Annotated in this window: 19 protein-coding genes; 11 read left to right on the plus strand and 8 right to left on the minus strand. The window is 57.1% G+C overall.

Annotation, left to right across the window (positions count from 1 at the left end; genetic code table 11):
* Positions 1–6: 6 nt before the first annotated feature.
* From purM to AC0V61_RS01390, 4 genes are read left to right on the plus strand one after another with little or no spacing between them, the layout of a single operon-like run.
* Entirely contained in the window at positions 7–1,104 is a 1,098-nt protein-coding gene (purM, locus tag AC0V61_RS01375; RefSeq protein ID WP_486155468.1) for a phosphoribosylformylglycinamidine cyclo-ligase, read from the plus strand.
* Positions 1,097–2,068, plus strand: a complete 972-nt coding sequence (gene purN / locus AC0V61_RS01380; RefSeq protein ID WP_486155469.1) for a phosphoribosylglycinamide formyltransferase — start codon at positions 1,097–1,099, stop codon at positions 2,066–2,068. The genes purM and purN overlap by 8 nt, the downstream gene beginning before the upstream one ends.
* Positions 2,068–2,748: a sulfotransferase gene (locus AC0V61_RS01385; protein WP_486155470.1), complete on the plus strand. Its 681-nt coding sequence runs from the start codon at positions 2,068–2,070 to the stop codon at positions 2,746–2,748. The genes purN and AC0V61_RS01385 overlap by 1 nt, the downstream gene beginning before the upstream one ends.
* Positions 2,639–3,274, plus strand: a complete 636-nt coding sequence (locus AC0V61_RS01390) for a sulfotransferase (protein ID WP_486159419.1) — start codon at positions 2,639–2,641, stop codon at positions 3,272–3,274. Before AC0V61_RS01385 ends, AC0V61_RS01390 begins: the two co-directional genes overlap by 110 nt.
* A gap of 73 nt (positions 3,275–3,347) precedes the next feature.
* On the opposite strand, the gene ndk is transcribed toward AC0V61_RS01390, so the two are convergent.
* The 5 genes from ndk to AC0V61_RS01415 form a co-directional block, all read right to left on the minus strand.
* Positions 3,348–3,770, minus strand: a complete 423-nt coding sequence (gene ndk / locus AC0V61_RS01395; protein WP_486155471.1) for a nucleoside-diphosphate kinase — start codon at positions 3,768–3,770, stop codon at positions 3,348–3,350.
* 123 nt (positions 3,771–3,893) lie between these two features.
* Positions 3,894–4,400, minus strand: coding sequence for a hypothetical protein (locus AC0V61_RS01400; protein WP_486155472.1), 507 nt, complete (start codon positions 4,398–4,400; stop codon positions 3,894–3,896).
* 36 nt (positions 4,401–4,436) lie between these two features.
* On the minus strand, positions 4,437–4,871 hold the full coding sequence (locus tag AC0V61_RS01405) for a DNA polymerase III subunit chi (protein ID WP_486155473.1): 435 nt from the start codon (positions 4,869–4,871) through the stop codon (positions 4,437–4,439).
* Positions 4,868–5,020, minus strand: a complete 153-nt coding sequence (locus AC0V61_RS01410; protein WP_486155474.1) for a DUF2256 domain-containing protein — start codon at positions 5,018–5,020, stop codon at positions 4,868–4,870. Before AC0V61_RS01410 ends, AC0V61_RS01405 begins: the two co-directional genes overlap by 4 nt.
* Before the next feature lie 8 nt (positions 5,021–5,028).
* Complete coding sequence (locus AC0V61_RS01415) at positions 5,029–6,486, minus strand: leucyl aminopeptidase (protein WP_486155475.1); 1,458 nt, start codon at positions 6,484–6,486, stop codon at positions 5,029–5,031.
* A 221-nt stretch (positions 6,487–6,707) separates the two neighbouring features.
* Between AC0V61_RS01415 and AC0V61_RS01420 the strand changes: the two genes are divergently transcribed.
* The 5 genes from AC0V61_RS01420 (at position 6,708) to AC0V61_RS01440 (ending at position 13,021) form a co-directional block, all read left to right on the plus strand.
* Positions 6,708–8,996 (plus strand): LPS-assembly protein LptD, encoded by a 2,289-nt coding sequence (locus AC0V61_RS01420; protein WP_486155476.1) that lies wholly within the window; start codon positions 6,708–6,710, stop codon positions 8,994–8,996.
* 247 nt (positions 8,997–9,243) lie between these two features.
* Positions 9,244–10,665, plus strand: a complete 1,422-nt coding sequence (locus tag AC0V61_RS01425; RefSeq protein ID WP_486155477.1) for a peptidylprolyl isomerase — start codon at positions 9,244–9,246, stop codon at positions 10,663–10,665.
* Positions 10,666–10,683: 18 nt separating this feature from the next.
* Positions 10,684–11,700, plus strand: coding sequence for a 4-hydroxythreonine-4-phosphate dehydrogenase PdxA (gene pdxA / locus AC0V61_RS01430; RefSeq protein ID WP_486155478.1), 1,017 nt, complete (start codon positions 10,684–10,686; stop codon positions 11,698–11,700).
* Positions 11,697–12,518, plus strand: a complete 822-nt coding sequence (gene rsmA, locus AC0V61_RS01435; RefSeq protein ID WP_486159421.1) for a 16S rRNA (adenine(1518)-N(6)/adenine(1519)-N(6))-dimethyltransferase RsmA — start codon at positions 11,697–11,699, stop codon at positions 12,516–12,518. The genes pdxA and rsmA overlap by 4 nt, the downstream gene beginning before the upstream one ends.
* A 77-nt stretch (positions 12,519–12,595) precedes the next feature.
* Complete coding sequence (locus tag AC0V61_RS01440) at positions 12,596–13,021, plus strand: PilZ domain-containing protein (RefSeq protein ID WP_486155479.1); 426 nt, start codon at positions 12,596–12,598, stop codon at positions 13,019–13,021.
* A 178-nt stretch (positions 13,022–13,199) separates the two neighbouring features.
* On the opposite strand, the gene AC0V61_RS01445 is transcribed toward AC0V61_RS01440, so the two are convergent.
* Complete coding sequence (locus AC0V61_RS01445) at positions 13,200–13,697, minus strand: hypothetical protein (protein ID WP_486155480.1); 498 nt, start codon at positions 13,695–13,697, stop codon at positions 13,200–13,202.
* A 103-nt stretch (positions 13,698–13,800) separates the two neighbouring features.
* Entirely contained in the window at positions 13,801–15,897 is a 2,097-nt protein-coding gene (locus tag AC0V61_RS01450; protein ID WP_486155481.1) for a malate synthase G, read from the minus strand.
* Positions 15,898–16,053: 156 nt separating this feature from the next.
* Here AC0V61_RS01450 and AC0V61_RS01455 point away from each other — a divergent pair, with 156 nt between their 5' ends.
* The gene (locus AC0V61_RS01455; RefSeq protein WP_486155482.1) at positions 16,054–17,247 is read left to right on the plus strand and encodes a hydrolase; all 1,194 of its coding nucleotides are present in this window, start codon (positions 16,054–16,056) and stop codon (positions 17,245–17,247) included.
* Positions 17,244–18,260: an arginine N-succinyltransferase gene (locus tag AC0V61_RS01460; protein ID WP_486155483.1), complete on the plus strand. Its 1,017-nt coding sequence runs from the start codon at positions 17,244–17,246 to the stop codon at positions 18,258–18,260. The genes AC0V61_RS01455 and AC0V61_RS01460 overlap by 4 nt, the downstream gene beginning before the upstream one ends.
* On the opposite strand, the gene AC0V61_RS01465 is transcribed toward AC0V61_RS01460, so the two are convergent.
* On the minus strand, positions 18,257–19,087 hold the full coding sequence (locus AC0V61_RS01465) for a class I SAM-dependent methyltransferase (RefSeq protein ID WP_486155484.1): 831 nt from the start codon (positions 19,085–19,087) through the stop codon (positions 18,257–18,259). The genes AC0V61_RS01460 and AC0V61_RS01465 overlap by 4 nt on opposite strands.
* Positions 19,088–19,100 lie beyond the last annotated feature (13 nt).

The following is a 19,100-nucleotide window of genomic DNA, read 5'->3' on the forward strand; positions in this document are numbered from 1 at the left end:
CACAAAATGGACGGTAAAAACTCACCTTACACTTACGCCGATGCAGGCGTGTCGATCGAAGCGGGCAATGCTCTAGTCAAAGCCATCGCACCCTTAGCCAAGGCAACAGCACGTCCCGGCGCGACGAGCGAGCTTGGCGGATTTGGCGGATTCTTTGATCCCAAAGCGGCCGGGTATAAAGACCCTCTGCTGGTTGCTGCGAACGACGGTGTGGGCACCAAACTTAAGCTCGCGATTGAGTTCGACAAGCATGACACGGTGGGCATCGACCTTGTGGCCATGTGCGTAAACGATCTCATCGTTCAGGGCGCAGAGCCTCTGTTTTTCCTCGACTATTTTGCAACTGGCAAGCTGGAAAATGGGATCCCTGAGCGCGTAGTCGCTGGCATTGCCGATGGCTGTAAGCAGGCTGGCTGCGCGCTGATCGGCGGAGAGACCGCCGAGATGCCAGGCATGTACGGTGATGGCGACTATGACCTTGCAGGCTTTTGCGTTGGCGCGGTGGAACGCGGCGAACAGCTGACCGGAGACAGGGTCGGCGAAGGCGACGTTCTGATCGGACTTGCAAGCTCCGGCGTGCACTCAAACGGATATTCTCTGGTGCGGCGACTCGCTGAAGATAAGGCGTGGAAACTGGACCGCCCTGCCCTGTTTGATCCTGAGCGTTTGTTGATCGATGCTCTGATTGAGCCGACGAAAATCTATGTGGCGAGCCTTCTGCCACTCATTCGCGAGGGGTGGGTGCATGGCCTTGCACATATCACTGGCGGCGGGCTCTTGGAGAATATCCCGCGCATTCTGCCTGACGGCGCGCACGCTCAGGTGAACACAGACCTTTGGGAGCAACCGCGCTTGATGGCCTTCTTGCAAGCCCAAGGCGCGATTGAGCCTCAAGAAATGGCGCGCACCTTCAACTGCGGGGTCGGCATGGTGCTCGCCGTGGCGCAGGATCAGGTCGACGCGGTCACCTCGCGCCTTGAGGCTGCGGGCGAAACCGTTGTCCAAGTGGGCCGGATCGAAGCAGGCGATAAAGGCTGCACCGTTCGCGGTTCGCAAGGCACTTGGGGCGGAATGGAGGACTGGGAGGCCACACACCTTGGCTAACCGCCCGCGCGCCAAGATTGCCGTTTTTATCTCGGGCAGCGGCACCAATATGGCGGCCCTGCTTTACGCTAGCCGTTTGGAGAGTGCGCCGTTTGAAATCGTACTGGTTGCTAGCAATGTCGAAGGCGCCGCAGGGCTAGCTCTCGCTGAAACCGAAGGCGTCTCCACATTCACTCACTCGCACAAGGGCCACTCGCGCGAAGCACAAGACGCCGCAATGGAAGCCGCAGTTCTGGATGCAGGCGCGGACTACATCGTGCTGGCAGGTTATATGCGCATCCTCTCCAAAGAGTTTGTCGAGCGCTGGGAAGGCCGGATGCTCAATATCCACCCCTCGCTTTTGCCGAAATACAAGGGGTTAGACACTTTCGCACGCGCTATCGAAGCAGGCGACAGCCACGCAGGGTCAAGCGTGCATATCGTCACGCATGAACTCGATGCGGGCGAGGTGTTGGCGCAGGTTAAAGTCGCGATTGCTGCGGATGATACGCCCGAAACCCTCGCAAGCCGCGTCAAGATCGCCGAGCATCAACTCTACCCGCGCGCAGTTGCGGAATATGTGAGCCGGGGGAATGATCCCGACTATCTCTACGCCAAGGTCAGTGAGCTTGCTCTGGCGCTGCCGGAAACATACGAGAAGACCAGCCATGGCTCGCCGGGCTTCCGGGTTGGCACCGAAAAATCGGGCAAGTTCTTTGCCCATTTCAGCCAACAACACCACGGCTCGCAGCATATTGCTCTTTTGGTCAAAACCAGCGGGATGGATGAGCTGCTATCCCTCGCCGAGACGCAGCCTGAGGTCTATTACAAGCCCGACTATTACGGCGCGAGCGGATGGGTTGGACTGATCCTCAACCGCCCAAATGTCGATTGGGGTCATGTAAACGAGTGGCTTGAGCGCAGTTGGCGGACATGTGCGCCAGCGCGGCTCACCAAACTCATTGATGCAAGCGATATGTTCTGATGGCCAAACGGACACGCGAACATCTGCTTTCGCGTGGGCCTTTGGCCGACCGCGCTAACGCGTTTCTCAAGCGGGCTTGGGAGCGGGGATGGTTGCCGACGCCCTCGTTATCCCCCCAAGCGCTTTGGGATACGGTTGCACAAGGCTTCTCAAATGCGCAAGTTTGCGAGAATGGCGGGCGCACCAGCGAGGATGCCCAAGACTTCAGGCTCAGGCTCGAACGGCTTTGTTCTGCAATCAATGAGGAAGCACAGCTCAATTCCCTCGGCCAAGCGATGGCCTACGGTCAGCTTAGCCGCGTCATCCGAAACCGCCTCGCTTTCGGCTTGCTGTGGCATGGACGACCGCAGATATTAGAGACAAAGCTCGCTCCGCCGATCATTGTCATCGGCCACATGCGCAGCGGCACGACGCGCATTCATAAGCTCCTGGCCGCAGACCCTGCGCACTCGCACACGCGCTATCAGGATGCGTATCACCCCGTGCCAGCCAAGCTTGGGATGAACCGGGTGAAGTCGGCCTTTGACTTGGCGATGCTGGGCGCGCTCAATCCTTGGCTTCAGTCGATTCATCCAATGGCGGCGACAGAAGTGGAGGAGGAGCTCGCGTGGATATCAGCCGCGCTCCACCACTCGATCTACAGAATCGCAATGGCATATCCCGGCCTACAGCGCCTTTAGCGAGGCACGCGATCCCGCTCCGATTTACCGCGAGTTTGCGAGGATCCTGCGCACCGATGCGGCAACGCGCAGGAATGCGGACAAGCCAAGGGTGATGAAAGTCCCTGCCTTTGCCGAGGACCTGCCTGCCCTGCTCGCCCAGTTCCCCGACGCGCGGCTTGTGATCGCCACCCGCAACCGCGAGGCAGTTCTACGCAGCGCAGTTTCGCTGTGTGCGAACCAGATGGCCGTGCAATCAGATGCCTGCGATCTCGCCCGGATTGAGGCGCTTTGGGAGCACAAGATCACCTTGCGCGATGAGCGCATGGCCGAGGCACTCAATGGATGGAAAGGCCCAATCGCGCAGGCACATTTCGATGAGCTCAACAGCGATTGGGAAAGCGCAATCAAGCGCTGCTACGCCGACCTGGATTTGCCTCTTAGTATCGAGGCCCACAAGGCGATGCGCAAAGCCATGGCTGATAGCTCAAAAGGGACGCATCACGGGCACTCGGCTCAGCTAAAACGCTTTGCAGCCGAGGGTTAAAACGAAAAAGGGCCGCCCCAAAGGACGACCCATCTCGTTTACACGCAAGCCAAAAACACCTGCATGGTAAATGCTAGCCGACGATTTCGTCGTCGTTGAAGAAGTATGCGATTTCGATCGCAGCGTTCTCTTCGCTGTCTGAACCGTGAACCGAGTTTTCGCCGATAGAAAGCGCAAATTCCTTACGGATCGTGCCTTCGTCAGCGTCCGCCGGGTTGGTTGCGCCCATAACGTCGCGGTTGCGCTTCACAGCGTCTTCGCCTTCGAGAACTTGGACAACCACAGGCTCGCTCATCATGAACTCGACGAGTTCACCAAAGAAAGGGCGCTCTTTGTGGACGGCGTAAAAGCCCTCGGCTTGCTCTTGGCTCATGTGAATGCGCTTTGATGCAACAACGCGAAGGCCAGCTTCTTCTAGCTTGGCAGTGACAGCGCCGGTGAGGTTGCGCTTTGTGGCGTCGGGCTTGATGATCGAAAAGGTGCGGGTAACCGCCATTGGATAAGTTCCTTGTCTTGACAGAGAGGAGCGCGTGAAACCCACACGCCAAAATTCGTTGGCGCGCCCCTACCGCCGAGCGATCATAAGTTCAAGCTTTGCGTTAGAGCAGCGTTTGAGGCGTCAACCGGGGTCTTCGCTGATGGTGAGTTGGCCTGTAACTCCCCCATCATCATCTGGCGACACGCTGACAGAGAAGGTTGTGCCGTTGGCCTCGTTCTCTCCCCCTATCATCTTACTGCCGTTCATATCGGTTTCGATCTGGATCGTGATCCCAGCGTTTTGGGCTTCGGCGCGGTAATATTCGATGATTTCATCCGGGTTCATGTCCGTTTGAAAACTGATGAGCCCCCCTTTGGTGCCGCCTTGATCAACAATAGTGCTGTTCACAACTGTCGCGCCGCTAATCATGGTAAAGCCTGCTGGCAATTCATCGGGTAGCGTTTTGCCTTGGCGGAAACTCACTGGACCATCTTCGGTCTCAACGGTCATAGAGGCCTCGCCGCTATCGATGTCGATTGTGTATTCGCCCGTTTCGCCGTCCTCGGTGGTGAATTCACCCGAGGTCTCCGATCCGCAGGCGGCAAGTGCAAGCGCGCAGGATGCTGTCAAAATGTGTGAAACTCGCATGGTGTCTTCCCCCGTCTTGTTGACCGCGTATGGTTTCTAAGCGACCCTTACCCATTTGCCGCCGTCTTGGCGAAAAAATGCCCGCTCGAGCGCTTCGACGCCGTCCAAACTGCGCCAAGTCGCCCGGGCGGCGTCGACCGTACCATCATCGAATAACAGAAAGCTGCGCGCAAACCTGTCCTTGTTGCGGTACTCGCCATCGGCAAAGATCACATGGCTGGCAGAATTGGCGGGCACGGGTGCATCAGACAGCAGGATAGGTTGGTTCTGTGCACCCGACGCGCCTGCGTCACCATTGGCGAGAAAACTCTCAGGCCCTGCTTTCCAAAGTTCACGGCTGATGGCTTGGCGTTGCTCGGGCGATTTGCTCACCACGAGCAAACGCTCGCCTGCCTCCAGCACACGGCCCGCGATAAGAGCGACGACCTTTTCAACCGGGTCGCGTGAGAGTTGCCAGAAATCGACTTTCATGTGCCGCTGTTCTTAGAACGCTTACACCGCTCTGAACAATACTTCACATTGTCCCAATCGCGCTCCCATTTCTTGCGCCAGGTGAATGGGAGACCGCAGGTGAGACAGGTTTTGGAGGGAAGGTCCGACTTTTTGCGCATCCGCGCCATGAGAAACGCTACTCCGCGTTATCGGCGACAAACTGATCGATCAGCCTTGCGCCATAACCGGTCGCACCCTTCTCGTGGGTCGCACCCGGCTTATCCGACCACACCATGCCCGCGATATCACAGTGCGCCCACGGGGTGCCTTTCTTGATAAAGCGATGGAGGAATTGAGCAGCGGTAATCGAACCTGCCCAGCGCCCGCCGATGTTCTTCATATCGGCGATCGGTGAGTTGATGAGCTTATCGTAGGCAGGACCGATTGGCATGCGCCACAGTTTGTCATCAGTGGCTTTACCCGCTGCAATCATCTGATCAGCAAGCGCGTCATCATTGGCAAAGATCCCGCCATGCTCATTGCCAAGCGCAACGATCATTGCGCCCGTGAGCGTGGCAAAATCGACAATGTGCGCCGGGTCAAACTGTTCCTGTGCCCAGTGGAGCGCGTCGCACAGGACAAGGCGGCCTTCGGCATCGGTGTTGAGCACTTCGACCGTCTGGCCGCTCATCGTGGTGAGCACATCGCCGGGACGGATTGCGTTACCGTCGGGCATGTTCTCAACCAACCCCATGACGCCAATCACATTGGCTTTGGCCTTGCGCGAGACGAGCGCGAGCATTCCGCCAGCCACCGCGCCAGCGCCGCCCATGTCCCACTTCATATCTTCCATGCCGGGAGCCGGTTTGATTGAGATACCGCCAGTGTCGAACGTCACGCCCTTGCCAACGAAGACAGAAGGCTTGTCGCCCGGGTTGCCGCCATTCCACTTGATCGCAAGCAGCTGCGATTCGCGGCGCGAACCTTGCCCAACGCCCAGCAACGCGCCCATGCCAAGCTCAGTCATCTCCGCTTCGCCAAGCACAATCAGCTCAGCTCCGGTGCCTGCGAACGCTTCCTTGCATAGCGCGACGAAGCTTTCAGGATAAACGATGTTCGCAGGTTCAGTGACCAGCTTCTTCGTAAATTCGACCCCGCGCGCAATAGCAGCACCGCGTTCCCAATCAGCTTCACTGCCCTCAGGCGCGCCAATCACATGGATGGCTTCGAGGGAAATCTTCTTATCGGCGGTCAATTTGGTGCGATATTCGTCATGCGCCCAGCTGCGCAGTTTCGCGCCCAAAAGCACAGCGCCTGCATCATCGGCAGAAAGGCCCGCCTCGCCAAGGTCCAAAACAAGAGAGGTTTCGCCAGAGCGCAGATATTTGGCAATCACTGCCCCGCCAGCGCGCTCCAAATTGTGGCGACGATTGTCAGCGCTTGCCTCTCCTGCCCCGACCAATGCGGTGCGGGTGGCTTTGCCGTCCACGCTCACAAACCCCTCAAAAACCTGTCCTGCCGAACCCTTGAAGCGCGACGCGTTGGCACCTTCGGCAAGCACCGGGTCAAATCCGGCAGGCGTACTGCCTTGATTGACAAGCGTTACCAGAACGCGTGTTTCGGCAGGCGGGGTGGCGGAAAAATGGAATTGCATGAGTGCTCCAACGAGTGGGCCCAGCAGATGAGCCTAAAAAATGAACGCTTGGACCAAGCTTCTAGAACACTTGATTGTGCGCAAGGGTTCTTATGCTTGGAAACGCGATTGCGATTAGGCGCGAGCGGTGCAATAGGCAAGCCATGTCGGGAGTTTTCGGGGTCATCTTGGAGGGACTTGAGCACAGCTCTATGCGTTGTCTAAGCAGTCCGCTCGCATTCATGAGCGCCGCTTTGTTGTCGAGTGTTGCCTATACACCGGCTGCATTTGCGCAAGAAATCACCTCTGAAAAGCAATCACAATCCCCGGTCAGTGAGACAGATCGCTCGGCTGAGGCAGAATTGTCTGGCAAACAAGGGGTGGGCGAACAAGAGGCGGGCGATCAAGACGCTGGCAAACAAGAAGCACGCGAGCCAATCTCGTTCGAAGCGGACGAGGTCGCCTATGACGCGCAAGGCGAAACGGTCATCGCTCAAGGCGATGTCATCTTGCGCAACAGCCAAGCGTCGGTGCGAGCCGACACGGTCGTGTGGGACCGAAACTCCGGGATCATCACAGCAAGCGGCGCGGTGCGCTTTGTCGATAAGTCCGGCAACCAGGTTTTCACTGAGACGGTAGAACTCAACGACGCATTCGAAGCAGGTGCGATGGATGAGTTGCTGCTTGCGCTGAGGACCGGTGGCAGACTTGCCGCGCGATCAGCGGAGCGGGGAGAGGACGGCATCGTCATGCTGACCGATGCCGCGTACTCAGCCTGCCCTGTGACCACCGAAGACGGCTGTGCCAAAGACCCAAGCTGGCGCATCACAGCGAACCGCGTGAGCTTTGACCCTGAAGAAAGTCGCATCCGCTTTGACGGTGCGATGTTAGAAATTTTTGGCGCTCGCATTTTGCCGTTGCCGGGTCTTGCGTTGCGCACCGATGGAAGCGCGGAAAGCGGGTTTCTTGTCCCTAAAATCCGCGTCGATCAGGTGAATGGGCTTGAACTGTCGGGCGAATATTATTGGCGGCTTGCTGATAATAAAGATTTGACGCTGGGAACGCATGTTTTCACAAATGCCCCTCCGATGGCGCGCGCACAGTTTCGGCATTTTACAGAAAAAGGCGCGTATCAAATCACCGGCTATGCAACCAACAGCAGCCGGGTCGCCAATTTCGGAGTTGCTCCTACCACCACCAACGAGCCGCGCGGGCATGTGTTTGCCAATGGTCGGTTTATCTTCTCACCCGAATGGAGCCTAACGGGCTCTGTGCGCATCGCCTCTGACCGCACCTTCCTTCGCCGGTACGACATCAGCCGCGATGACCGTCTGCGCTCAACCATCAACCTTGAGCGTATTGATGACAATTCTTACCTGAGCGTTGCGGGCTGGGCGACACAGACACTTCGCGTCGCCGCTGATCAAGGACAGGTCCCGCTTGCCGTGCCCGCGATTGATTACCGGCACATTGTGGGCCGCGATATCTTGGGCGGGCAATTGCAGGTTCAGGCCAACACGCTGAGCCTTATCCGTGATGAAGGACAAGATACACAGCGCGCCTTTGCAGGGGCGCGTTGGGATTTGCGCAGGCTCACGCCGCTTGGGCAATTGGTGACGGTCACAGGGCTTGTGCGCGGCGACGTTTACAACACGAATGACACACTCTCCACTCTCACAGCCGTTTATCGCGGCAATGAGGGATGGACCGGACGCGGCGTTGCAACCGCGGCGGTGGATGTGGAATGGCCCTTTGTCGGCGAAGCGTTTGGCGGCACGCAAGTCTTCACCCCAAGGGTCCAATTCGTTGCAAGCCCCCCTATCCGCAATCTGGCCGTCCCCAACGAAGACGCGCGGGCGATTGACCTTGAGGATTCCAACCTCTTCGCGCTCAACCGCTTTTCGGGCTATGACCGTGTCGAAGACGGTGCCCGCATGACTTATGGCATGGATTGGGAACTCAACCGGCCCGGCTGGCGGGTCAAAAGCAACATCGGCCAATCCTATCGCCTTTCCAATGAGGAAGAGATTTTTCCAGACGGCACAGGGCTTTCTGACCGCTTTTCAGATTTCGTCGGGCGCACAGAAGTGCGCTATCGCAATTTTGTGTCCTTCACCCACCGCTTTCGCCTCGACAAAGACAATTTTGCAGTGCGCCGTAACGAGATCGATGCAACCGTCGGCTCACAGCGTAATTATGTCGAGCTGGGATATCTAAGGCTCGACCGGAATATTCAAACGGTTGAGGATTTGGCCGACCGCGAGGAAGTCCGCGCCGCTGCTCGTTTCACGATTGGTCGCAATTGGTCGGTCTTTGGCTCAGGCGTCTTCAACCTGACAGACGAGGAAGAAGATCCCGTCTTCACGCCGGATGGCTTTGAACCAATCCGCACTAGGCTTGGGATTGCCTATCGCGATGATTGCATCGAATTTGGCGCCACCTGGCGGCGCGACTTTATTACATTTGGCGACGCAGAAGAGGGCAACAGTTTTCAGGTCTTCTTTGCTTTGCGCAATCTTGGCTTTCGATAAAACCCATCCGACAAAATCGATTGCGTTGCATCGCGCCGGATTAAGCCCCGGCCAATGCACTCACGCGCGTTGGCACGATTGTAAAAACGAGCTAAGGGGCGCGAAGACGCGTCCACGGTGCACTCAGCCTGCGTTAAGAAGGCTGAATTTAGTGGGGGATGTCATTTGGTTGATACTCGATCACCAAAAGGCGGTTAGAGGATGCCAGTGGCAGCCGTTAAACGCTTAAAACAAAAACGATTGAACGATGCGAGAAACCGGGATCAAAACTGTGACCTTGAAGGCTTTTACCACTTTGCGCACATCATTTTCAGCCATTGGCGCTTTGGCTTTGGCAGGATCGGTGGCCGCGTTGGCGCCAGCCTCGGCGCAAACCCAGCCAACCCCAGCCCAGCCAACCCCAGCCCAGCCGACAATTGCCCCTGCAAACCCTTTGGGTCTGCCAAGTGATGTCGAACTGCCAAGCGCGGCCAATCCCAACAACCGCAGCGCGACTGCAAAGGTGAACGGCTATGTCATCACCGGCACCGATATTTCCCACCGCGTCGCTCTCGTCACCAATGCCTCGCAGGTCGAAGTACCCGAAGAGGAATTGGAAAGGCTGCGCGCGCAAGTGCTGCGCAATCTCATCGATGAGACTCTCAAAATTCAGGCCGCTGAAGCTCAGGAAATCGGTGTTCAGAAAGAACAGGTCGAGCAGACTTACGGTCAGCTTGCGGTCCAAAACTTTGGTCAAGAAGCCAAGGCGATGGATGTCTACCTTAAGTCAATTAACTCTTCTGCCGGCGCTCTAAAGCGTCAGATTGAAGGCGAGCTTGCTTGGGAAAACCTGATCCGCCGCAATATCAGCCCGTTTGTGAATGTCTCTGCCGAGGAAGTGAACGCTGTTCTCAAACGGCTCGAAGCGGACCGCGGTAAGGAAGAGTACCGCCTCGGCGAGATTTACATGAGCGCAACGGACGAGAACCGCGAGGCGGTGTTGGCCAACATGCAGCGTATTGTTGACCAACTTCAACAAGGCGGCAGCTTCGTTGCTTATGCGCGCCAATTCTCCGAAGCTTCAACCGCTATTCAAGGCGGCGACACCGGATTTTTGCGTCTTGGTACATTGCCTCAACCAATGGCGGAGGCCGCGCGCCAGATGCAGCCAGGGCAATTGGTCGGGCCGCTTGCAATTCCGGGCGGCTTCACAGTCATGTATCTGATCGACAAGCGCCAGGTTTTGACCGCTGATCCTCGCGATGCAGTGCTTAGCCTAAAGCAGATTTCGATCGACCTTCCCGCCGGTCTTAGTGAGGCGCAAGCGAGTGCCAAATATCAAGAGTTCGGCACCTATGTGCAAAGCTTGCAAGGCTGCGCGCAGGCTGAGAATGCAATCGAAGCGATTGGGGCATCAGTCGTCTCAAACCCTCAGATCCAGGTGCGACAGCTGCCAGAGCAATTGCAGAGCATCCTTTTGGGGCTGCAAGTCGGGCAAGCCACTCAGCCATTTGGCACACCCAATGAGGGTTTTCGTGTACTGATGCTTTGTGGACGCGATGATCCCAAAGATGCAAACGCTCCAACATTCCAATCGATCATGAATGAGATTGAGGAGGAACGCATTAACAAGCGGGCTCAGCGTTATCTGCGCGATCTTCGCAACGATGCTTACATCGAGTACAATTAGGCTTTGTTGACATAAGTGGTGTCTGATCTGCCGCCCCAAAACCCACCAATCGCTGTATCCTTGGGCGATCCTGCGGGAATTGGGCCTGAGATCATCCTCAATGCCTATGTGCAGCTTCGACAAACGGACCTGCCTTTTTTTGTAGTCGGCGGCTTTGATGTTCTTCGCGCTTGCGGCAAGACATGGGAAGACGCTTGCCGGGTCATCGCAATTGCCGACGCCAGCGAAGCGCATGAGGCATTTGAACGAGGCCTCCCGGTTCTTGCTGGCGCTGATGCCGCCTACACTCCGGGTGACCCAAGCGATGAAGGCGCAGCGCTTGCCCTTACCTCTCTTGCCGAAGCGGTGCGCACCGTTCTTACCGGTCAAGCAAGCGCGGTTGTCACAGCGCCTGTGAGCAAAGCGCAGCTGGGAAAAGTTGGGTTTGACTATCCAGGGCAGACCGAGTTTCTGGCGAGCGTTTGCGGCCTTGCGCCAGAAGACGCGGTAATGATGCTGGCAGGGCCAACTTTACGCACAGTGCCCTTAACTGTGCATGTGGCTCTTGCTGAAGTGCCGCGACTGATTTCACCAGAACTGATCCAACACAAGGCTGCGATTGTTGATGCAGCCCTTAAGCGAGATTTCGGGATCACCGCGCCGCGCCTCGCCATATCCGGGCTTAACCCGCATTCGGGCGAAGATGGCCAGTTTGGCGATGAAGAGACACGCGTGATTGAACCGGCTATCGAAGCGCTCAGGGCAGATGGCGTTAAGGCATTTGGTCCGGTGCCAGGTGATGCGCTTTTCACCCCGCTCATCCGCCCGAGCTTTGATGCAGCTCTTTGCATGTATCACGATCAAGCCCTTATCCCGATCAAGGCGCTGGAATTTGACCAAGGTGTCAATGTCACCTTGGGCCTGCCTATCATCCGGACATCGCCGGATCACGGGACCGCGTTTGATATCGCTGGCACAAGAAAGGCCGATGCAAACGCCATGATCGCCGCGCTCAAGATGGCGGCAAAGATGGCTCGCGCGCGGTCGGGTGCCTGAGTGAGCGACCTTCCCCCATCCGCGAAACTATCGCCAGGCACCGTCTCTCGGCAAGCAAAGCGCTAGGTCAAAACTTCCTACTTGATGAACAATTGCTGGGTCGGATCGCGGCGCTTCCCGGCGATCTTTCGGGTGCCAATGTCCTTGAAGTGGGGCCAGGCCCAGGCGGCCTCACGCGCGCACTTCTAAGAGCTGGCGCCAATGTGACAGCGATCGAAATGGACGCGCGCTGCTTGCCCGCTCTTGAGGAACTGGGCGATGCATTTGCGGGCCAGCTTACGGTAATTCAAGGCGATGCGATGAAGCTCGACCACGCAGACGTCATGGGTGCCAAGCCATTTCACGTGCTCTCCAACCTACCCTACAATGTCGGCACGGCCTTGTTCGTACGGTGGTTGTCAGGAGAGGCTTGGCCGCCCCTATGGCAATCGCTTACCCTGATGTTTCAACGCGAAGTGGCAGAGCGCATTGTCGCTCAAACAGGGACCAGCGCTTATGGACGCCTCGCGGTGCTTGCCCAATGGCGCGCTGAGGCGAAGCTAGCCATGAAAGTGCACCGCAGCGCCTTCACACCGCCGCCCAAGGTGATGAGCGCGATTGTCCATCTGACCCCAGCCCAAGCACCAGAAGGCGTAGACGCCAAAACCCTTGAGCGCCTCACCGAAGCCGCCTTTGGACAGCGCCGCAAAATGCTCCGCCAGAGCCTTAAGTCCGTGCCCGGCGCGCTTGACGTGTTGGATGAGGTCGGCATTGATCCGACGCGCCGCGCCGAAACGGTCAGCGTTGCGCAGTGGGTGAAACTGGCAAGCGCATTATGAACAACCAAGAAGGTAAACGCGGCGCTAAGCATATTTTCTAGGCAAAGCCGTAAGCCGGTATGGCTAATACTGCCTAAATGACGCAAATCGCTGAGCAATATCCAACAAAGGCAGGACCGGTTGCTCCGGCTCAGCCAATTGCACAAGCCCAGCGCCGTATGGTCAAGCGCGTCACTGTCGATTTTCCCGCAGCTCTGCACACCGTCTTGTGCAAGATCGAAGGCAAGATTGCGGACATCACCCCGAGGGGCGCAAAGCTAAACGTCGGCGCGCCGGTAGAGGTTGCGGGTTCTGCGCGGCTGCTTATCGAGGGCCAAGAGGTGTTTTGTGACGTCATCTGGAGCGACGGCAAAGCCTGCGGCGTTCGGTTTGAGCGGGAGCTGTCAGAAGACCTGTTGGCCACAATCATGAAAGACGCCGTGGAGCGTTTCTCGCCCGTTGCTTGCGCCGATTGGATCCCTATGGGCACCAAACGCGGCGGGAGATTGGTGTGCGAGGGGTGAGCGGTTAGCGCGTAGGCAGCGCTCTGTAGCACAAGTGCATGACGATGGGCGCTGTGCCCGCACTTGCGGCAGCACTTACAAGTCTGTGAGCTTTACCTGGTTCTTCTTTCTCCCCTTCCACTGCGGTTTGATAAAGCCACACAAGCGCGACCAGCGCGGATCATGTGTATATCCGCCATTACGCGCCCTCCAATTCTCGAACCATTTCAGCGCGTTGAAGCATCAGACCGAGAACCTCTGATCGCTTAGCCGCCCATTCTAAGATGTTCGAGAACATGAGGATTTCGATGCCTTCCACACCTTCCATGCGGATACCATACTCTTTGCTCAGCGTGTTCCACTGTGCTGGCTCAACGTTCATTTTGGAAAACGGCAGAAAGAGATCGCGGCAACCATATTTGAACGGCGGCGCAATCGAGAGGGTCAACCCGTCCTCATGCACCCCAACCGTAACCGGCGGATGGCGGTGGGATTTGAGGTCGCCTGAAAGGTGCCCCCAGCGAAAACCGGGCTGAGAAATGCGGACCATGCCCGTCAGCTTCTTTGCAATCGGTGCGCGCGGCTCAATGACGGCGTAGAGCCGTTCAAAGTCGCGCCAACGCGAGTTGCTAGCGTGGATGATATAAAACGCTATTCCACCGACAATGGCGAGACTGACCATACTGACGAACGCCATGTACGCTTGTTCTATAATGTCTCCCATCGTGCATGCTCCGGTTGCACTTGCGATCATCGACCGCGACTATGCGAAGCTTAGAGCAAACCGGTGGAAACTTCGTTTATCCCGCTTTCTTAACCTGACGCCAGCTGTGGAGCAGCGGTTCGGTGTAGCCTGAGGGTTGTTCCACGCCTTTGAAAATCAGGTCTTTGGCCGCCTGGAAGGCTGGTGCGTCCTCATTGCCGATGAGCGGCTGGTACGTCGGGTCATTGGCGTTCTGCGCATCGACCTTGGCCGCCATGCGGGTGAGACTATCCATGATCTGATCTTCAGTCACAACGCCGTGAAGCAGCCAGTTTGCAAGGTGCTGTGACGAAATGCGAAGGGTTGCGCGGTCTTCCATCAATCCCACATCGTTAATGTCGGGCACTTTGGAGCAGCCAACCCCTGCATCGACCCAGCGCACCACGTAGCCAAGCAGACCTTGGCAATTGTTGTCGAGCTCTTGGGTGAGTTCTTCATCCGACCAATTGGTGCCTTCAGCAAGCGGGATCGATAGCAGCGCATCAAGCCCAGCGGGCTCGGGAAGGTTCTTTTGAATATCGAACACATTTTCGGCGTGATAGTGCAGCGCGTGGAGCGTTGCAGCGGTGGGGGACGGCACCCAAGCGGTGTTGGCCCCTGCGCGAAGGTGGCCGATTTTCTCCACCATCATCTGACCCATAAGGTCGGGCGCTGCCCACATGCCCTTGCCGATTTGTGCTTTGCCAGAGAGGCCGTGTTTGAGGCCGATGGCGACATTGCGCGCTTCGTAAGAACCGAGCCAAGCCGCCCCCTTCATCTCGCCTTTGCGCATCATGGGGCCCGCACGCATTGAGGTGTGGATTTCATCGCCGGTACGGTCGAGGAAGCCTGTGTTGATGAAGACGATCCGGTCTTTCACCGCCTCGATACACGCGCCAAGGTTGGCAGACGTGCGGCGCTCTTCGTCCATTACACCAACTTTAATCGTGTGGCGTTTGAGGTCCAACAGGTCCTCCACCGCATCGAACAGATCGTTGGTGAAAGCGCATTCCTCGGGCCCGTGCATCTTGGGCTTCACAATATAGATGCTTCCGTGTTTCGAGTTGCCATACTCGGCATGGCCCTCAACATCCAAAGTACTGATCGCGCTGGTGAAAACGGCGTCCATAATGCCTTCGGGGATCTCGCTTCCGTCAGGGAGCAGGATCGCGGGGTTGGTCATCAAATGCCCGACATTGCGCACAAACATAAGGCTACGACCCGAGAGTGCGTGCTCGTTGCCAGAGCCGTCCTTATAAGTTTTGTCGGCGCTGAGCTTACGGGTGAGCGTCTTGCCGCCCTTGTTGAAGCTTTCTTCCAAATCGCCGCGAATAATGCCCAGCCAATTGGTGTAGGCGAGCAGCTTGTCCTCGCCGTCGACCGCCGCGACAGAGTCCTCGCAATCGGCAATTGTGGTGAGAGCGGCTTCGAGGTTGATATCGGCAATGCCAGCCTTGTCGGTCTTGCCAATGGGGCTCTCGCGGTCGAAGACAACTTCGATGTGCAGGCCGTTGTTTCGGAACAACAATCCTTTGTCGGTAAAGCCCACCCACTGACTTTCGTCCTGAAGCTTGCCATCCTTCTCGTCTTTCAGATCCGCCCAGCTCTGATCCACCAGTGGCAATGTTTCGTCCAAAAATTTACGCCCGCGCGCGATCACTGCTGCGCCGCGTTCCTCGTCATAGCCACCGGGGCGAGCCGGTGGCGCGTCCAGAGCATCAGTCCCGTAAAACGCATCATAAAGGCTCCCCCAGCGCGCATTGGCAGCGTTCAAAAGGAAACGCGCATTTAGGATTGGCACCACCAGCTGCGGCCCCGCCATGGTCGCGATCTCAGCATCGACATTCTGCGTGCCAATCTGAAAGTCAGCAGGCTCTGGCACAAGATAGCCAATCTCACGCAGGAACGCCTCGTATTCGGCTGCGTCATGCGGCTTGCCAGCGCGGTCTGTGTGATAGGCGTCGATCTTTGCCTGCAAATCTTCGCGCTTGGCCAGAAGCTGCGCGTTGCGCGGCGCTTTATCAGAAAGAAGCTCAGCGAAACCTTGCCAAAAGGCGTCCACATCGCGGCCTAGAGGAGCCAGAACCTGTGTTTCCAAAAGCTCTGCCAGTCGGGAATCGACGGAAAGGCCTGCGCGCGGAGTATAATTGTGCATATGTGTCCTCAGATGCCATATTCGGTTGGTATCCTGGGGAGGAGGACGATTGGCCTATGGCCAAGCTGCGCGCACAATGCAATCCTGCCCTTACGTAACCATCTTAAACACGGCTAGCCTTGATAGTTTAAGCGCCGCCGTTAAGACCAGTTTCCGATGAAACCAACCAGTCTAACCGATTTCGACGCTGACACTATGCTTGCTCAGGTGCAAGAATGGTGCGCCATTAACACGGGCACCGCTAATCTAAACGGGTTAGCGCGCCAAGCAGATGTCTTGGCCCAAGCGTTTTCGGCGCTTCCCGGCGAAGTCGAACTGATTGAGCCTGCACCGGTCACAGTTATTGATGCCGATGGTAATGAGGTCGAAAAAGCCCACGGCAAACACTTGGTCGTGCGCGTGCGCCCAACCGCCAATCGCCGCATCCTGTTGACCGGCCATATGGATACCGTCTTTCCCAAGGATTACCATTTCCAAGACGTCACTTGGCTTGAAGAGGGTGTTTTGGGCGGGCCCGGCGTTGCCGATATGAAGGGCGGGATTGCGGTTATGCTCCATGCGCTGATGGCGTTTGAGGAAGGGGCTGGCGCAGGGTCGCTTGGCTATGATGTGCTGCTCAATTCCGATGAGGAAACGGGCTCGCTTGCCAGCAATGAACTCATCGCCGAAATGGCGCGGGGCAAGCTCGCAGCGCTCACCTATGAGCCAGCCGCGCTTCCCGATGGCACCCTTGCCCATGCACGCGGGGGTAGCGGCAATTATTCGGTTATCATCACCGGCAAATCCGCTCACGCAGGGCGCAACCCGGATGATGGGCGCAACGCTATTGTTGCGGCGGCTGATTTAGCGGTGCGATTGAAGGCGATGCACTGCCCCGATATCTCAGTGAACCCGGCCAAGATCGAAGGCGGTGGAGCGAACAATGTCGTCCCCGATCACGCAATCTTGCGCTTCAACATCCGCCCGCAATCAACCGAAGCTGGGACAAAATTTGAACATGATCTCAGAAGCCTGCTGACAACGATTGAGACGGTACACGAAATCTCCACCCACCTCCACGGAGGTGTCAGCCGGCCGCCAAAGCCGGTGGATGAAAAGGCGCAAAAGCTGTTCGACCTGGTGCGCGAATGCGGGGCAGAACTGGGCCAAGACATAAAATGGAAGTCGACAGGCGGCGTGTGCGATGGCAACAATATCGCTGCTTGCGGTATTCCGGTCGTGGACACCATGGGCGTGCGCGGAGGGTCAATTCACTCCCCGCAAGAATTTTTGATCACCGATAGCTTGGCCGAAAGAGCCGCGTTGTCAGCACGGGTGATCCAGAGATTGGATGAAGGGGCACTTTCTTGAGTTTTCGTCTACGGGCCGCGCGCCTCTCCGATCTCGAACAGCTTTATCAAATGGCAAAGCTCACAGGTGGTGGTTTTACCAATCTGCCTGCTGATCGAAAGGCGCTCACGTCCAAACTGGAGCGCGCCACATCCGCTTTTGAGAATACGCAAGATGAGCTTGTCGATGAGCAATTCGTGCTCGTCCTCGAAGACCCCAAGTCAAGCGCGGTTCGGGGAACGTGCCAGCTGATGACTAAGGTGGGTCAGCAATGGCCGTTCTACTCCTACCGTCTCAATACGCTTACCCAATACAGCCAGGAGCTTGACCGGACGGTGCGCACCGAGATGCTCAATCTCGTCACCGACTTGGAAGGATCAAGCGAAGTGGGCGGGCTCTTCCTCCATCCCAATGAACGCGCTGGCGGCCATGGCCTCTTGCTCGCGCGCAGCCGCTATCTTTTCATCGCCATCCACCGAAAGCGTTTTGCAGACCGCATTCTCGCAGAGCTTCGCGGGATCATAGATGAGCGCGGGGATTCGCCTTTCTGGGACAATGTCGCAGGCCGGTTCTTCGGCATGAGCTTTAACGAGGCGGACTATTTCAACGCGATCAACGGCAACCAATTCATTGCCGATTTGATGCCCAAACACCCTGTCTATGTCGCCATGCTTGATGCTGAAGCGCGCAAAGTGATCGGCGTCCCTCATCTTTCTGGAAGAGCCGCCATGCGCATGCTCGAAAACGAAGGCTTCGCCTATGAAGGCTATGTCGATATTTTCGACGGTGGGCCCTCAATGACGGCACGCACGGATCAGGTCACAAGCGTCAAGAACAGTGTGGATGCGAAAGTCACTGCGATGGACATCGAAGAAGGCGAACGCGCGATTTTGGCGACCGGCAAGCTTTCCGATTTCCGCTCATGCTACGGTGCAAGGGTGCTTGATGGTGACGGCGGGATTGCCATCGATTCAGCAGCAGCAGATGCCCTTGATGTGTCGGTAGGTGACACTGTGTGGAGCGTTGCGCGTTAAGCGGGCTTTTCGAGCGCGATAACTGTGTAGCTGGTCGCATATTCACCAAGCACGGGAAGCGCCATAAGCGTGTTTCCAATCGCTTTTTTAGCGCCCGAATGTCCAAAGCCGGACTTGTCCAGCCGCTCAATCCTCAGACCAACCTTAGCCACCATCCGGCGAAAATCGGCAATATCAAGGCCGTTGACATAGCCCTGCTCAGCAAAGCTCTTCCACTGCGTCCATTTGTTGGGTTTCTTTGAGCCGTCGGGGTTCAAGTCCCAATGGCGCGGGACAAACGCTGGATCATCGTAAATCGCGGCTGCGGCCTCAAACATCGCTTTTTCGCCAAAGACCACATGCGCCCAAGGAAGCGGGATCAGCGCCTCCATATGCGGTCCCCACGGTCCCTTAAACGGGAACCACTCGATCAACACGCGGCCCCCAGGCCGCAGCACACGCATCCAATCAGAAAGAATGCTCTCAGGGTCCATGACATGCTCGAGGCAGTCAAAAGCGGTGATAAGGTCGATACTACTGTCCGATACTGGCAGACCTTCAACCGAACCTTCTACGAATTTGAGCGTTCCAGATAGTTCGGGATGAGTGTCCAAGGTCGCCTGAGCACGGGCCAACGCGGCTGTATCGATATCAACCCCGGTGATCGACTTCGCGAGCCCTTTGGCGGCAAGGAACACACTCAGCTGCCCTGCCCCACACCCAAAATCCAGAACGTCTCTTCCCGCAATCTCAGCGTCTGAAAAATGCCGCCAGCTTTGGGTCAAAGACGCATCGCGCCAATCGGCATATTCCGAGACATCCGCCATCTTCGTGTCTGGCGGGGTCATAAAGCGTCTCGAA

It is taken from the genome of Erythrobacter sp. JB1-4 (assembly GCF_057365025.1).

Bases quoted from the DNA above. Each gene is read 5' to 3' on its own strand.
- purM (WP_486155468.1), top strand. From the start codon at position 7: ATGGACGGTAAAAACTCACCTTACACTTACGCCGATGCAGGCGTGTCG.
- AC0V61_RS01385 (WP_486155470.1), top strand. From the start codon at position 2,068: ATGGCCAAACGGACACGCGAACATCTGCTTTCGCGTGGGCCTTTGGCC.
- ndk (WP_486155471.1), bottom strand. From the start codon at position 3,770: ATGGCGGTTACCCGCACCTTTTCGATCATCAAGCCCGACGCCACAAAG.
- AC0V61_RS01400 (WP_486155472.1), bottom strand. From the start codon at position 4,400: ATGCGAGTTTCACACATTTTGACAGCATCCTGCGCGCTTGCACTTGCC.
- AC0V61_RS01405 (WP_486155473.1), bottom strand. From the start codon at position 4,871: ATGAAAGTCGATTTCTGGCAACTCTCACGCGACCCGGTTGAAAAGGTC.
- AC0V61_RS01410 (WP_486155474.1), bottom strand. From the start codon at position 5,020: ATGGCGCGGATGCGCAAAAAGTCGGACCTTCCCTCCAAAACCTGTCTC.
- AC0V61_RS01415 (WP_486155475.1), bottom strand. From the start codon at position 6,486: ATGCAATTCCATTTTTCCGCCACCCCGCCTGCCGAAACACGCGTTCTG.
- AC0V61_RS01420 (WP_486155476.1), top strand. From the start codon at position 6,708: ATGAGCGCCGCTTTGTTGTCGAGTGTTGCCTATACACCGGCTGCATTT.
- AC0V61_RS01425 (WP_486155477.1), top strand. From the start codon at position 9,244: ATGCGAGAAACCGGGATCAAAACTGTGACCTTGAAGGCTTTTACCACT.
- AC0V61_RS01440 (WP_486155479.1), top strand. From the start codon at position 12,596: ATGACGCAAATCGCTGAGCAATATCCAACAAAGGCAGGACCGGTTGCT.
- AC0V61_RS01445 (WP_486155480.1), bottom strand. From the start codon at position 13,697: ATGGCGTTCGTCAGTATGGTCAGTCTCGCCATTGTCGGTGGAATAGCG.
- AC0V61_RS01450 (WP_486155481.1), bottom strand. From the start codon at position 15,897: ATGCACAATTATACTCCGCGCGCAGGCCTTTCCGTCGATTCCCGACTG.
- AC0V61_RS01455 (WP_486155482.1), top strand. From the start codon at position 16,054: ATGAAACCAACCAGTCTAACCGATTTCGACGCTGACACTATGCTTGCT.
- AC0V61_RS01465 (WP_486155484.1), bottom strand. From the start codon at position 19,087: ATGACCCCGCCAGACACGAAGATGGCGGATGTCTCGGAATATGCCGAT.